General features: G+C 73.9%; 11 protein-coding genes and 1 pseudogene. 10 read left to right on the forward strand and 2 right to left on the reverse strand.

The genetic code is table 11. The features are described from left to right. Positions 1 to 306: pseudogene (locus tag AB0N63_RS00005) on the forward strand (dehypoxanthine futalosine cyclase); the annotation flags it as partial. Between the two features lie 276 nt (positions 307 to 582). On the opposite strand, the gene AB0N63_RS00010 reads toward AB0N63_RS00005, so the two are convergent. Then, positions 583 to 1,911: an MFS transporter gene (locus tag AB0N63_RS00010; protein ID WP_365521778.1), complete on the reverse strand. Its 1,329-nt coding sequence runs from the start codon at positions 1,909 to 1,911 to the stop codon at positions 583 to 585. Positions 1,912 to 2,267: 356 nt separating this feature from the next. Here AB0N63_RS00010 and AB0N63_RS00015 point away from each other — a divergent pair, with 356 nt between their 5' ends. From AB0N63_RS00015 to AB0N63_RS00030, 4 genes are all read left to right on the forward strand, one after another. Continuing rightward, complete coding sequence (locus AB0N63_RS00015; protein WP_365521781.1) at positions 2,268 to 2,657, forward strand: cell division protein SepF; 390 nt, start codon at positions 2,268 to 2,270, stop codon at positions 2,655 to 2,657. Positions 2,658 to 2,805: 148 nt separating this feature from the next. Then, positions 2,806 to 4,050, forward strand: coding sequence for an ATP-binding protein (locus tag AB0N63_RS00020; RefSeq protein WP_365521784.1), 1,245 nt, complete (start codon positions 2,806 to 2,808; stop codon positions 4,048 to 4,050). Continuing rightward, entirely contained in the window at positions 4,047 to 4,490 is a 444-nt protein-coding gene (locus AB0N63_RS00025) for a nucleotide pyrophosphohydrolase (RefSeq protein ID WP_365521786.1), read from the forward strand. Before AB0N63_RS00020 ends, AB0N63_RS00025 begins: the two co-directional genes overlap by 4 nt. 258 nt (positions 4,491 to 4,748) lie before the next feature. Beyond that, positions 4,749 to 5,222 (forward strand): DUF6099 family protein, encoded by a 474-nt coding sequence (locus AB0N63_RS00030; RefSeq protein ID WP_365521789.1) that lies wholly within the window; start codon positions 4,749 to 4,751, stop codon positions 5,220 to 5,222. Between the two features lie 137 nt (positions 5,223 to 5,359). Here AB0N63_RS00030 and AB0N63_RS00035 read toward each other — a convergent pair whose 3' ends face one another. Beyond that, entirely contained in the window at positions 5,360 to 5,512 is a 153-nt protein-coding gene (locus AB0N63_RS00035) for a hypothetical protein (RefSeq protein WP_365521791.1), read from the reverse strand. Between the two features lie 172 nt (positions 5,513 to 5,684). Between AB0N63_RS00035 and AB0N63_RS00040 the strand changes: the two genes are divergently transcribed. The 5 genes from AB0N63_RS00040 to argF all read left to right on the forward strand — a co-directional run bounded on the left by AB0N63_RS00040 (position 5,685) and on the right by argF (position 13,758). Then, a complete protein-coding gene (locus tag AB0N63_RS00040; protein WP_365521793.1) occupies positions 5,685 to 6,608 on the forward strand; it encodes an LLM class F420-dependent oxidoreductase in 924 nt (307 codons plus the stop codon). Between the two features lie 179 nt (positions 6,609 to 6,787). After that, complete coding sequence (locus AB0N63_RS00045; RefSeq protein ID WP_365521795.1) at positions 6,788 to 8,320, forward strand: 3' terminal RNA ribose 2'-O-methyltransferase Hen1; 1,533 nt, start codon at positions 6,788 to 6,790, stop codon at positions 8,318 to 8,320. Continuing rightward, on the forward strand, positions 8,317 to 10,866 hold the full coding sequence (locus tag AB0N63_RS00050) for a polynucleotide kinase-phosphatase (RefSeq protein WP_365521798.1): 2,550 nt from the start codon (positions 8,317 to 8,319) through the stop codon (positions 10,864 to 10,866). Before AB0N63_RS00045 ends, AB0N63_RS00050 begins: the two co-directional genes overlap by 4 nt. 133 nt (positions 10,867 to 10,999) lie before the next feature. Further along, positions 11,000 to 12,241, forward strand: a complete 1,242-nt coding sequence (locus AB0N63_RS00055) for an arginine deiminase (protein WP_365521801.1) — start codon at positions 11,000 to 11,002, stop codon at positions 12,239 to 12,241. 509 nt (positions 12,242 to 12,750) lie between these two features. Next, positions 12,751 to 13,758 carry an ornithine carbamoyltransferase gene (argF, locus tag AB0N63_RS00060; protein ID WP_365521804.1) on the forward strand — a complete coding sequence of 336 codons (1,008 nt, stop codon included), beginning with the start codon at positions 12,751 to 12,753 and terminating at the stop codon, positions 13,756 to 13,758. Positions 13,759 to 13,827: the final 69 nt, after the last annotated feature.

Below are 13,827 nucleotides of genomic sequence, written 5' to 3' on the forward strand. Positions count from 1 at the left end.
ACCGGCAAGGAGGTCGGCCAGCTCACGCTGCACTACGGCGCGGACGACCTCGGCTCGGTCATGCTGGAGGAGAACGTCGTCTCCTCCGCCGGGGCCAGGCACCGCTCCAACCGTATGGAGATCATCGAGCTGATCCGCCGGGCCGGCCGCGTCCCCGCGCAGCGCGCCACGACGTACGAGCACCTCGTCGTGCACGACGACCCGGCGAACGACCCGGTGGACGACCGCGTGATGTCGCACATCTCCTCCACCGCCATCGACGGCGGCACCGCCCATCCCGAACTGAAGCTCCTCACCTCCGACTGAACCGGCCGCCGGTCCGGCAACCCGCCCCCTGAGCGGTCACCCGCCCGGCCCGCCCGCCTTCACGACGCGCAGCCCCGGCTACGGCGGGGGCTGCGCGCGCCTCGGCCGTACGAGGAGGAAGCACGGACACGAACGCACTCGTACGGCCCGACCGCCCGGGCACACCCGTGCCAGGCGCGGAACACACCCACGTGTGACCCGGCCGCCCCGACGGCACACGCACCTGTGCCGCCGCGGTCCCGGCCCCCGCGTCACACGTGTCCTCCGCCCGCCGGGTCACACGGACGCGACCGGACCGCCCGACTCCGTCGCCTCCGCCTCCGCCTCCGCGACCGCCCCCGTGCCGTCCCCGGCCCTCGCCGGTTCCGAACGGCGGGTCAGGCGGCGTACGTCCGGGACGCACAGCACGGCCAGCGTCAGCAGCAGCACCAGCGCCGAGCAGCCCCACAGCGCGGCCGGGCGGCCCACCGCGTTCTGCACCGGGCCGGCCGCCGCCGTCGCCAGCGGCACCATCGAGATCGAGCCCAGCCAGTCGTACGACGACACCCGGGAGAACTTCTCCTGCGGCACCTCCTGGTGCAGCGCCGACATCCACGCCACCGCGAACACCTCGACGCTCACCCCGGTCGCCAGCATCACCGCCACCAGCGCGGGCGCCGGCACCGGCACGGCCAGCGCGGCGGACGGCAGCGCCAGCGGCAGCACCGCGAGCACCCCCACCAGCAGCAGCCGCCGAGGCGCCCAGCGGGTCATCAGCAGCCCGCCGAGCACCGTGCCCACCCCGAAGGCGGACAGCGCGAGCCCCCAGGGCTGCGGTCCACCCAGCCGCTCCCGCGCGACCAGCGGGCCGTAGACCGTCTCGGCCGCCGCGACCACCGCGTTCACCACGGAGAACTGGAGCACGATCGACCACAGCCAGGGCCGGCCGACCACCTCGCGCCAGCCGTCCCGCAGATCCGCGAGCAGCCCGGCGCCGCCCCGCCGCTCGGGCATCCCGCGCACGTCGAGGAAGGCGCGCAGCGCGCCCGCCACCGCGAAGGCCGCCGCGTCGATCGCCAGCACCCAGCCCGGCCCGGCCACCGCGACCAGCGCGCCGCCGAGCCCGGTGCCGAGGATGCCCGCGCCGTTCACACCCATCCGGAAGACGGCGAAGGCACGCCCCGACCGGCTCCCGGAGACCGTGGACAGCACCATCCCCTCGGCGGCGGGGGAGAAGAACGCCTGACCGGTGCCGCCCAGCGCGGACAGCGCCGCCATCTGCCACACCTGTGCCGAACCGCTCAGCACCAGCACGGCGAACACGGCCTGCGAGACGCAGTTGAGCGCGTTGGCCGCGACCATCACCCGGTGCCGGGGCAGCCGGTCCGCCAGCGCGCCGCCGACCAGCAGGAACACGATCAGCGGCACCGTCCGCGCGGCCGCCACCAGTCCCACGTCGGTCGCCGAGCCCCCGACGGCGAGCACCGCGAAGGCCCCCGCCACCAGCGCACCGGAACTGCCGAGCCCGGAGACGACGGCGGCGGCCGTCAGCAGTGTGTAGTTGCGGCCCGCCCACGCGGGGCGAGGGGGACGAGCAGGGCGGGCGGGCAGACGAAGGGGACTCACCCACGGATTATCTCCGCACCCGCATCCGGCTCCCGCCCGCACCCCTTGCCGCCCCACCGGACCCGTGGCCCGCCACCTCCGTCCGCGGGCCGTCCCTCCTCCGGGGGCCGCCCCTCCTCCGCGGGCCGCCCCTCCTCCGCGGGCCGCCCCTGCGTGCGGCGGCCGGCCCGTCCGTGGGGCGGCCCGATTCGCCGGGGGCGGGGATGGCCTCCGGGGGACGGGGCAGGCGTCCGGGGGCGGGCGTGACGTTCGCCTCGTGTTCGTCGCCCAACGTGTCGCTGTTGGGCCGAACAGGTGACATGGCGTAAGAATTGGCTGGTGCAGGCGATGAGTGCGAGGCAGATCGGGGGGAGCCGGTGAACAGCCACGATGTCACCGACGAACAGTGGGAAGGGCTCGCCCAGGTCGTGCCGCTGCGCGGCCGCGACTCATGGCCGTCCGCGGTGGACCACCGCGCCCTGCCGGAAGCGGCGACGGAGATGCGCCGCCGCTTCGTCGTCCTCCGGGTCAACGTGTTCGCCGACGCGCGCGACGTCGCCGAGACGCTGATGGCGGGGATTCCGGTGCTGCTGGACCTCACGGGAGCCGAGGGCGAGGTCGCCAAACGCATCCTGGACTTCAGCACGGGCGTGGTGTTCGGCCTGGCGAGCGGGATGCACCGGGTCGACCGCAACGTCTTCCTGCTGACCCCGCCCGGCACCGAGGTGAGCGGGCTGATGGAGAGCGCCGCCGTCCCCGGCCTGTGAGCCCGGCCCGGCGGGGCCGAGACCGGTCCGCCGGGGACCGCGTCGTCAAGTCCCGCTGACGCGGCCGGACTCGGGACCGTCCCCCGATCGTGGGAAGGCGGTCCGGGCGGAACGGTTCGCCCTGGTCGCGGGGCCCTACGGTCCGGACATGACCGCGTTCCCGGCGCCCGCCACGCCCGCCTCCCCGACCATGCCGTCCCCGCTCCGCTCCCCGGACCAGTCCCCGCCCCGCCCCTCGGACTCGTCCGCGCCGTCGTCTTCGTCTTCGAATGCGTCCCGGCCGGAGCGGGCGTGCGTCACGGAACTGCGGCTGTCCGCCTTCGCCCGTCACCGCGGGCTCCGTGTCCCGTTCGGCCCGCTCACCCTGCTGGCCGGGCCCAGCGGGTCGGGCAAGACCGCCGCGCTGCGCGCGTACGAGGCGCTGGCCCGGCTGGCCGGCGGGGCCGCGCTGGACGAGGTGTTCCCCGATCCGTCGGCCTGCGTACCCGAAGGGGCCCGGCCCGACGCCCAGCGCCGCCGCGGCTTCCGTATCGGCTGTACGGTCGACGGCCCCAGGGGACCGGTGCGGCTGGACCTCGCCGTCCAGGCGGAGCCGACACTTCGGGTGGTGGGGGAGCGGCTGAGCGCCGGCGGGCTCGTCCTGCTGGAGACCGCGCTGCGCGATCCGGGGCGGCGGACGGTCGAGGCGTCCTGGTACACCGGCGGGCCGGCGGCGGTGACCCGTGCGGCGCTGCCCGACGACCGGCTCGGCACCGCGCTGCTGCCGCTGCGGGTGGCCGGACGCACCGAGGGGCAGCGGCAGGTCCTCGCCGCGGCCGAGCAGGCGGTCGTCGCCCTGCGGTCGCTGTACGTCTGTGCGCCGCGCCCCGGACGGATGCGCGCGCCCGCTCCCGTGGACGCCGGGCGGCTGACGCGCGGCTGCGACAACCTCGCCGCCGTGCTGTGGCGCACCCGCGCCGAGTGCGGGCGGCGGCACGCGCTGCTGGTGGAGGCGGTGCGCGCCGGCTGCGCCGGGCCGGTGGCCGATGTCTACGCCGACCCGGCGGGCGAGGGGCGGGTACGGGCGGTGCTGGACCGCGGGGACGGGACGCGCACCGGGTTCGAACGGCTGGGCGACGGCGAACTGCGGTACGCGGCGCTGGCGTTGGTGCTGCTGACCGGGCCCGGGGTGCTGGAGGTCGATCCGGCGGGCGAGGTGCCGGAGGCACTCCAGACACTCACGGTCCTGGTCGACGGTCTCGACCTGGGCCTGGACCCGCGCCAGCGGGCCGCCCTGCTGGAGCTGGCCGCGCGGATGTGCGAGCGGGGGCACATCCGGCTGGCCGGGGCGGTGAGCGACGGGGGCCTCCTGGGCGAGGAGCCCTCGGCGCGGGTGGTAGACCTGGTGCCGTGACCGATCACCACGACCCAGCCTCCGCAGGCTCCGCCGCCCCGCCTGACCTGGCGGCGCTGCGGCGCAGGCTGGTCGAGTTCGCCGCCGCCCGCGACTGGCGGCCGTACCACACCCCGAAGAACCTGGTCGCCGCGCTCAGCGTCGAGGCCTCCGAGCTGGTGGAGATCTTCCAGTGGCTCACTCCGGAGGAGTCGACGCGGGTCATGGCGGATCCGGACACGGCGTTCCGCGTCCGCGACGAGGTCGCCGACGTCCTCGCCTACCTGCTCCAGCTGTGCGAGGTCCTCGACATCGACCTCCTGGCGGCCCTGTCCGCGAAGATCGACCGGAACGAACAGCGGTTCCCGCCCCGGTCCGCCGGTCCGGGGCGGGGCACAGGCCCCGCCCCGGGTGGGCGTCCGGCCTCCGGTGAACGGTCCGAACCGGGCGAGGGAGCGTAGCGGCCCGCCGCACCGGCCGGCGGCCCGGACGTCCGGTACGGGCCGGTTTCGGCCTGCCCGGAGAGGTGTGGGGAACAGTGGCTACCCCATCTCTGTCACAGTGGGTAGTCATTTACTGAGTCGAAACCGATTTGTTGTCCATGAATTTCCGTCTTGCTCTGGCTTTTCGGCTCAGTCGCCCTCACTCTGGGTAGTGAACTGAACATGGGAGTTCGGGCTGACGTGCGAGGAGCATGTCGGGAGAGACGGGGGCAGCGCATGGACGCGGTGCGGCTCATCCTGGCGAGCAGGCGTGGCCTGGCGGGGAGCGACGACGCCGCCGCCATCCTCACGGAGGTGTGGCAGGCGCAGGCCCTGGCACAGGCGATCGGCAGTCGGCTGGCGGTTTCCGGGCCACCCGAACTGCGCGGGGAGGCACTGGGGTTGACCGAACTGGCGGGCCGGGGCTGCGGAGTCCTGGACACACCGGACCTGGAGCCGGACGATCTGCTGGCCGCTCAGCTCACCGAACTGAGCGACGCCCGCCGGACGTTGCTCAGCCTCGGCGGTCTGCTCGGCGAGGTCGGCATCGCCCTGGTCGGTGTCGCCGGCTCGGCCGTGGACGAGCGGACGTACTGGCAGTGCGTGGAGGCCATCGACGCGGCCGACGAGTCGCGCGACCGGGTCCGCGAGATGCTGCGGAAGCTGGCGGCGCGTGACGAGTCGGCCCTGCCGGAGCGCGAGCCGGGCTGACGAGGCGGTCCCGTCGGCCCTGACGGCGGCCGAGCCGTCCGCGCGGGTCCGACGGACGCGTGTCCGTGCGCCTCAGCCGTCCCCGCCCCGGGTGCCCCGCGGCCGCCACTCGCGGTGGGCCGGCAGCCGCCGCCCCCTCAGGACAGCGAGGCCGGCCGCAGCGGCGTGCCGATGACCACACCGGCCGGAATGCCGACGACGGCCGCGCCGAGCCGGCCGCACACCACCGTCACCGCGCTCGCCGGCGCCGCGACCGTCGCCGACCACCCGCCATGCCGCCGACCGTCCACCCTGCCCGCCGGCGACCGGCCGCCACGCCGTCGCCGACCGCCCGTCGCGGCCCCCGTCCCCGACCCGCAGCCCCTGCCCCCGCACCCTCACCCCACCCCCCGCCAGCCGAAACACCCCGACCCCCGGACCCGTCGGCAAGGGCCACGGGTCCGGGGGGTGCAGGATGGAGACATGGATCTCCGCATCTTCACCGAGCCCCAGCAGGGGGCCACCTACGACACGCTGCTCACCGTGGCCAAGGCCACCGAGGACCTCGGGTTCGACGCCTTCTTCCGCTCGGACCACTACCTCAGCATGGGCGACACCGACGGCCTGCCCGGCCCCACCGACGCCTGGATCACCCTCGCGGGCCTCGCCCGCGAGACCAAGCGCATCCGCCTCGGCACGCTGATGACCGCCGGCACCTTCCGGCTGCCCGGCGTGCTCGCCATCCAGGTCGCGCAGGTCGACCAGATGTCCGGCGGCCGGGTCGAACTGGGCCTGGGAGCGGGCTGGTTCGAGGAGGAGCACAAGGCGTACGGCATCCCCTTCCCGAAGGAGAAGTTCGCCCGCCTGGAGGAGCAACTGGCCATCGTCACCGGGCTGTGGGCGACGGAGGTCGGCAAGACCTTCGACTTCCGCGGCGCCTACTACCAGCTGGCCGAGTCGCCCGCGCTGCCCAAGCCCGCGCAGGCCAAGATCCCGGTTCTCATCGGCGGGCACGGCGCGACCCGCACCCCGCGGCTCGCCGCCAAGTACGCCGACGAGTTCAACATCCCGTTCGCCTCGGTCGAGGACAGTGAGCGGCAGTTCGGCCGGGTGCGGGCCGCCGCCCAGGAGGCCGGCCGCGACCCCCACGACCTCGTCTACTCCAACGCCCTGGTCGTCTGCGTCGGCCGCGACGAGCAGGAGATCGCCCGCCGGGCCGCCGCCATCGGCCGCGAGGTGGACGAGCTGCGCGCCAACGGCCTGGCCGGCACCCCGGCCGAGGTCGTCGACAGGATCGGCCGCTACGCCGAGATCGGCTCCCAGCGGATCTACCTCCAGGTCCTCGACCTCGCCGACCTCGACCACCTGGAACTGATCTCCGCGCAGGTGCAGTCGCAGTTGTCGTAGCCGCCACGGCGGCCCGGGCCGGGCCCTTCGAAGGGCCGCCCGAAAACCAAGCGCGCCGGTCAGCAGCCCTGTGCCAAGGTGGAGGCGTCGTGCTGCCGAGCCCCCGGAGCCAGTGTTCTCGGGGGCTCTCGCGCGCACGGCGACCCATTCGTCGTCCACCGGCCGGAGAGGCCCTCCGCATGTTCCTGACCATCACCACCACCGGCACACCAGAACGCCCGGCGACCGACCTCGGCTACCTGCTGCACAAGCATCCCGGCAAGGCGCAGGCGTTCTCCACCTCCTACGGCACGGCGCACGTCCTCTACCCGGAGGCGGACGAGCAGCGCTGCACGGCGGCGCTGCTGCTGGAGGTCGACGCGGTGGCCCTGGTGCGGCGGGGCAGGGGCAAGGGCAGGGGCGGAGCCCCCGACGCTGCGCTCGCGCAGTACGTCAACGACCGCCCCTACGCGGCCTCTTCGCTGCTCGCCGTCGCGCTGAGTGGCGTCTTCTCCAGCGCGATCCGCGGAGTGTGCCGGGCCAGGCCCGAACTCGCCGATCAAGCAAGGCCGTTGCACATCGAGATACCCGCGCTGCCGGCTCGCGGCGGACCCGCGCTCGTCGAGCGGCTCTTCGCGCCGCTCGGCTGGGCGGTCGTCGCCGAACCGGTGCCGCTGGACACCGATTTCCCCGAGTGGGGCCCCTCCCGCTACGTACGGCTGACCCTGGACTCCGGGACCCTGACCCTGGCCGAGGCGCTGCGCCATCTGTACGTCCTGCTCCCCGTCCTCGACGACGCCAAGCACTACTGGGTGTCCTCCGACGAGGTGGACAAGCTGCTGCGCGTGGGCGAGGGCTGGCTGCCCGGCCACCCGGAGCAGAAGCTGATCACCAGCCGCTATCTGACCCGCCGCTGGTCGCTGACCCGGCAGGCGATGGAGCGCCTGGAGCTGGTCCGGCTCGCCGAGACCGACGACAGCGACGTGGCCGAACTCGACAACGCGGTGGCGGACGAGGCGGAGACCGAGGAGCGGCCCACCCCGCTCGCCGTGCGGCGGCGCGAGGCGATCACCGCCGCGCTGGCGGCGACCGGTGCGGCCCGGGTGCTCGACCTCGGCTGCGGCGAGGGCCAGTTGGTGCAGGCGCTGCTGAAGGACGCGCGGTACACCGAGGTCGTCGGCGTCGACGTGTCGGTGCGGGCGCTCACCATCGCCGGGCGGCGGCTGAAGCTCGACCGCATGAGCGAGCGGCAGGCCGCGCGCGTCAGGCTCCTTCAGGGCTCCCTCGTCTACACCGACAAGCGGCTCAAGGGGTACGACGCGGCCGTGCTCAGCGAGGTGATCGAACACCTCGACCTGCCCCGGCTGCCCGCCCTGGAGTACGCGGTGTTCGGCGCGGCCCGCCCCCGCACGGTCGTCGTGACCACCCCGAACGTCGAGTACAACGTCCGCTGGGAGTCCCTGCCCGCCGGGCACGTCCGGCACGGCGACCACCGCTTCGAGTGGACCCGCGCCGAGTTCCGCGCCTGGGCGGACGCCGTCGCCGAACGCCACGGCTACGCCGTCGGTTTCGCCCCGGTCGGCCCCGACGACCCCGAGGTGGGCCCGCCCACCCAGATGGCCGTGTTCACCCGCACAGCCGGCCACGAGAAGACCGGCGGGAGCGGCGAGACCGGCAAGAACGACGGGACCGGCACGACCGGCGAGGGCGAGAAGGAGGCGAAGGCGGCATGAGCGAGACCACCACCACCCGGCGGGAGCGCGTCCTGCCCGTCACCGACCTGTCCCTCGTCGTCCTCGTCGGGGCCTCCGGCTCGGGCAAGTCCACCTTCGCCCGACGCCACTTCAAGCCCACCGAGGTCATCTCCTCGGACTTCTGCCGCGGTCTGGTCAGCGACGACGAGAACGACCAGAGCGCCAGCCGCGACGCCTTCGACGTGCTGCACTACATCGCCGGCAAGCGTCTCGCCGCCGGCCGCCGTACCGTGGTCGACGCCACCAGCGTGCAGTCCGACGCGCGCAAGCAGCTGATCGAGCTGGCCAGGCGGTACGACGTGCTGCCCATCGCCGTCGTGCTCGACGTGCCCGAGGAGGTGTGCGCCGAGCGCAACGCGGCTCGCACCGACCGGGCCGGCATGCCCCGCCGGGTGATCAACCGGCACGTCCGCGAACTGCGCCGCTCGCTGCGTCACTTGGAGCGCGAGGGCTTCCGCAAGGTCCATGTCCTCCGGGGCGTCGAGGAGGTGGAGCACGCCACCGTCGTCACCGAGAAGCGCTTCAACGACCTCACCCACCTCACCGGCCCGTTCGACATCATCGGCGACATCCACGGCTGCTCCGCCGAACTGGAGGCGCTGCTCGGCAAGCTGGGCTACGCCGACGGGGTGCACCCCGAGGGCCGTACGGCCGTCTTCGTCGGCGACCTGGTCGACCGCGGACCCGACTCGCCGGGCGTGCTGCGCCGGGTGATGGCGATGGTCAAGTCGGGCCACGCGCTGTGCGTGCCGGGCAACCACGAGAACAAGTACGGCCGCCACCTCAAGGGCCGCAGCGTCCAGCCCACCCACGGACTGGCCGAGACCGTCGAGCAGATGGCCGGCGAGAGCGAGGAGTTCCGGCAGGAGGTACGGGAGTTCATCGACGGCCTGGTCAGCCACTACGTCCTCGACGGCGGCCGTCTCGTGGTCTGCCACGCCGGTCTGCCGGAGAAGTACCACGGCCGCACCTCCGGCCGGGTCCGTTCGCACGCGCTGTACGGCGAGACCACCGGCGAGACCGACGAGTTCGGCCTGCCGGTGCGCTATCCGTGGGCGGAGGACTACCGCGGCCGGGCCGCCGTGGTCTACGGCCACACCCCCGTCCCGGAGGCCACCTGGCTCAACAACACGATCTGCCTGGACACCGGCGCCGTCTTCGGCGGCAGGCTGACCGCGCTGCGCTGGCCGGAGCGCGAGCTGGTCGACGTACCGGCCGAGCGGGTCTGGTACGAGCCGGTCAAGCCGCTGCGCACCGAGGCGCCCGGCGGGCAGGACGGACGGCCGCTCGACCTCGCCGACGTGCACGGGCGCCGGGCGGTGGAGACCCGCCACGCGGGCCGCGTCGCCGTGCGCGAGGAGAACGCGGCGGCGGCCCTGGAGGTGATCAGCCGGTTCGCGGTGGACCCGCGGTTGCTGCCGTACCTGCCGCCCACCATGGCGCCGACCGCCACCTCGGCGGTGGACGGTTATCTGGAGCATCCGCAAGAGGCGTTCGCCCAGTACCGGGAGGACGACGTCGCCCGGGTGGTGTGCGAGGAGAAGCACATGGGCTCGCGCGCGGTGGTCCTGGTGTGCCGGGACGCCGACGCCGCCCGCCGGCGCTTCGGCGTGGACGGCCCCACGGGCTCGCTCTACACCCGCACCGGCCGTCCCTTCTTCGACGACCCCCAGGTCACCGAGGAGATCCTGGACCGGCTGCGCACGGCGGCGACCGGCGCCGGACTGTGGACGGAACTGGGCACCGACTGGCTGCTGCTGGACACCGAGCTGATGCCGTGGTCGCTGAAGGCGGCCGGGCTGCTGCGCGGGCAGTACGCGGCGGTGGGCGCGGCGGCCGGGGCGGCCCTCCCCGGCGCGCTGGCCGCTCTGACGGCCGCGGCGTCCCGGGGCGTGGACGTCTCCGCGCTGCTGGCCCGCCAGCGGGAGCGCGCCGAGGACGCCGCCGCGTTCACGGCCGCCTACCGCCGCTACTGCTGGACCACCGAGGGACTGGAGGGCGTGCGTCTCGCGCCGTTCCAGATCCTGGCCGCACAGGGCCGCAGCCTCGTGGAACTCCCGCACGACGAGCAGCTGGCGCTGATCGACCGGCTGGTGGACCACGACGCCACCGGCCTGCTCCAGATCACCCGCCGCCTCTACGTCGACACGGCGGACGCGGAGTCGGTCCGCGCGGGCGTCGACTGGTGGCTGGAGATGACCGGGCGCGGCGGCGAGGGCATGGTCGTCAAGCCGCTGGGCGCGCTGGTGCGCACCGAGCAGGGCCGGCTGGTCCAGCCGGGCATCAAGTGCCGGGGCCGCGAGTACCTGCGGATCATCTACGGTCCCGAGTACACCCGGCCGGACAACCTCGCCCGGCTGCGGCAGCGGTTCCTGAACCACAAGCGGTCGCTGGCGCTGCGCGAGTTCGCCCTCGGCGCGGAGGCCCTGGCCCGCCTCGCCGACGGCGAGCCGCTGTGGCGCGTGCACGAGGCGGTGTTCGCCGTACTGGCCCTGGAGTCGGAGCCGGTGGACCCCCGTCTGTAGCCCGGCCCGCGGCCCCGCCGGGCCGCACCCCGCCCGGACCTCCGTACCCGTACGGGCGTCCGGGCGGGGAACACCGGGAAGCGGAAACGGGAAGCGGTGGGTGAAGTCCCGGTTCGGTGGTCAGGATGGAGGCATGGGATTCCATGTCGACTCCGAGGCCGGGCGGCTGCGCCGCGTCATCCTGCACCGGCCCGATCTCGAGCTCAAAAGGCTCACCCCCAGCAACAAGGACGCCCTTCTCTTCGACGACGTGCTGTGGGTGCGCCGGGCGCGCGCCGAGCACGACGGGTTCGCCGACGTGCTGCGCGACCGCGGGGTCGCCGTGCACCTGTTCGGTGATCTGCTGACCGAGACGATGGAGAACCCGTCGGCCCGGTCGCTCGTCCTGGACCGCGTCTTCGACGAGAAGGAGTACGGCCCGCTCGCCACCGACCATCTGCGGGCCGCCTTCGAGACCCTGCCGGCGCAGGAACTGGCCGAGGCGCTGATCGGCGGCATGACCAAGCGGGAGTTCCTCCGGGCGCACGCGGAGCCGGCCTCCGTGCGCTTCCATGTGATGGAGCTGGACGACTTCCTGCTCGGGCCGCTGCCCAACCACCTGTTCACCCGGGACACCTCCGCCTGGATCTACGACGGCGTCTCCATCAACGCGATGCGCTGGCCCGCCCGGCAGCGCGAGACCGTCCACTTCGAGGCGATCTACCGCTACCACCCGCTCTTCCGCAGCGAGCCGTTCCACGTGTGGTCGGAGGGGCAGGCCGACTACCCGTCCACCATCGAGGGCGGCGACGTGCTGGTCATCGGCAGCGGGGCCGTGCTCATCGGGATGAGCGAGCGGACCACCCCGCAGGCCGTGGAGATGCTCGCCAACAAGCTGTTCGCCGCCGGTTCGGCCCGCACCATCGTCGCCCTGGACATGCCGAAGCGGCGCGCGTTCATGCACCTCGACACGGTGATGACCATGGTCGACGGCGACACCTTCACCCAGTACGCGGGGCTCGGCATGCTCCGCTCGTACACGATCGAACCGGGCTCCGCCGACAACGAGCTGAAGGTCACCGACCATCCGCCGGAGCACATGCACCGGGCGATCGCCGCGGCGCTGGGGCTGAGCGAGATCCGGGTGCTGACCGCCACCCAGGACGTGCACGCGGCCGAACGCGAGCAGTGGGACGACGGCTGCAACGTCCTCGCCGTCGAGCCGGGCGTCGTCGTCGCCTACGAGCGCAACGCCACCACCAACACACATCTGCGCAAGCAGGGCATCGAGGTGATCGAGATCCCCGGCAGCGAGCTGGGCCGCGGCCGCGGCGGCCCCCGCTGCATGAGCTGCCCGGTCGAACGGGACCCGGTGGGCGGCCCGGGTCCCGCCTGAGGGCCGGGCCTCACCCGAGGGGCGCGGCGCGGGACAGGCGGACGCCAGGGAAAGCCGGCCCCCGCCGGCCCCGCCGGCCTCCGGTGGTGCTGCCCGGCCTTCCGGTGTCCCCGCGGTCTCCGTGGTGGCTCCGCCCGGCTTCCCGGCGGTATGCTCCGGCCTCCCCGGCGGCCTGGCCCGCCCGGCGTCTCGCCCGGCCACGGCCCGGAGGCCGCCCAGCCGTCTCTCCCGGCTGCCTGGCGCCTCGCCGGGCCGGCGGTTCCGCCCGGCCCGGGCCCCGCCCTGTGTCGGCCGCTGCGACCCGGCGCCCGGCTGTCTGACGCCACGACCGGCCGTGGGCTCCGTCCGGCCCGGCGGTTCCGCCCCGCGGCCGGCCGCCGCTGCGTCTCGGCGCCCGGCCGTCCCGTCCCGGGCAGGCCCTCGCTACCTGCTCGCCCACCTGTTGCATAGAAATTCTATGGGTCGTATAGAATTCCAGAGTCCTGTCCCTCAGCCGTTGGAGCGCCCCCATGGCGACAGTCCCGACCGCCCTCGCCGGCCGCCACTTCCTCAAGGAGCTGGACTTCACCGGGGAGGAGTTCCGCGGTCTGATCGAGCTGGCCGCCGAGCTGAAGGCCGCGAAGCGGGCCGGGACCGAGACGCGGTACCTGACCGGCAGGAACATCGCGCTGATCTTCGAGAAGACCTCGACCCGCACCCGCTGCGCCTTCGAGGTCGCCGCCGCTGACCAGGGCGCCTCGACCACGTATCTCGACCCGTCCGGTTCGCAGATCGGGCACAAGGAGTCGATGAAGGACACCGCCCGGGTCCTCGGCCGGATGTTCGACGCGATCGAGTTCCGGGGCGACGGTCAGGCCGCCGTCGAGGAGCTGGCCGCCCACGCCGGTGTCCCCGTCTACAACGGGCTCACCGACGACTGGCACCCCACCCAGATGCTCGCCGACGTTCTGACGATGACCGAGCACACCGCCAAGCCGCTGCACGAGATCGCCTTCGCCTACCTCGGCGACGCCCGCTTCAACATGGGCAACTCCTACCTGATCACCGGCGCCCTGCTCGGCATGGACGTCCGCCTGGTCGCGCCCAAGAGCTACTGGCCCGCCCCGGAGATCGTCGACCGGGCGCGGGAGCTGGCCGGGGCCAGCGGCGCGCGCGTCACCCTCACCGAGTCCCTCGCGGAGGGAGTGCGCGGGGCCGACTTCGTCGCCACCGACGTGTGGGTCTCCATGGGCGAGCCCAAGGAGGTGTGGGAGGAGCGCATCAAGGCGCTCGCGCCGTACGCGGTCACCATGGACGTGCTGCGCGCCACCGGCAACCCGGACGTGAAGTTCCTGCACTGCCTGCCGGCCTTCCACGACCTCGGCACCAAGGTCGGCCGCGAGATCCACGAGCGGTACGGCCTCGATTCGCTGGAGGTCACCGACGAGGTCTTCGAGTCGGCCCACTCGGTCGTCTTCGACGAGGCGGAGAACCGTCTGCACACGATCAAGGCGGTCCTGGTCGCCACCCTCGCCTGACCGAGACGCCCCCACGAGGGCAGCCGCTGCCCCCGCCCCACGGCCCGACCGGGCCGTATCCTGGCCGAC

Origin of the sequence: Streptomyces sp. NPDC093260 (assembly GCF_040683715.1) — a bacterium.
Taxonomy (GTDB): Bacteria; Actinomycetota; Actinomycetes; order Streptomycetales; family Streptomycetaceae; genus Streptomyces; species Streptomyces sennicomposti.

Bases quoted from the DNA above. Each gene is read 5' to 3' on its own strand.
- AB0N63_RS00020 (WP_365521784.1), top strand. From the start codon at position 2,806: ATGACCGCGTTCCCGGCGCCCGCCACGCCCGCCTCCCCGACCATGCCG.
- AB0N63_RS00050 (WP_365521798.1), top strand. From the start codon at position 8,317: ATGAGCGAGACCACCACCACCCGGCGGGAGCGCGTCCTGCCCGTCACC.
- argF (WP_365521804.1), top strand. From the start codon at position 12,751: ATGGCGACAGTCCCGACCGCCCTCGCCGGCCGCCACTTCCTCAAGGAG.
- AB0N63_RS00040 (WP_365521793.1), top strand. From the start codon at position 5,685: ATGGATCTCCGCATCTTCACCGAGCCCCAGCAGGGGGCCACCTACGAC.
- AB0N63_RS00055 (WP_365521801.1), top strand. From the start codon at position 11,000: ATGGGATTCCATGTCGACTCCGAGGCCGGGCGGCTGCGCCGCGTCATC.
- AB0N63_RS00030 (WP_365521789.1), top strand. From the start codon at position 4,749: ATGGACGCGGTGCGGCTCATCCTGGCGAGCAGGCGTGGCCTGGCGGGG.
- AB0N63_RS00045 (WP_365521795.1), top strand. From the start codon at position 6,788: ATGTTCCTGACCATCACCACCACCGGCACACCAGAACGCCCGGCGACC.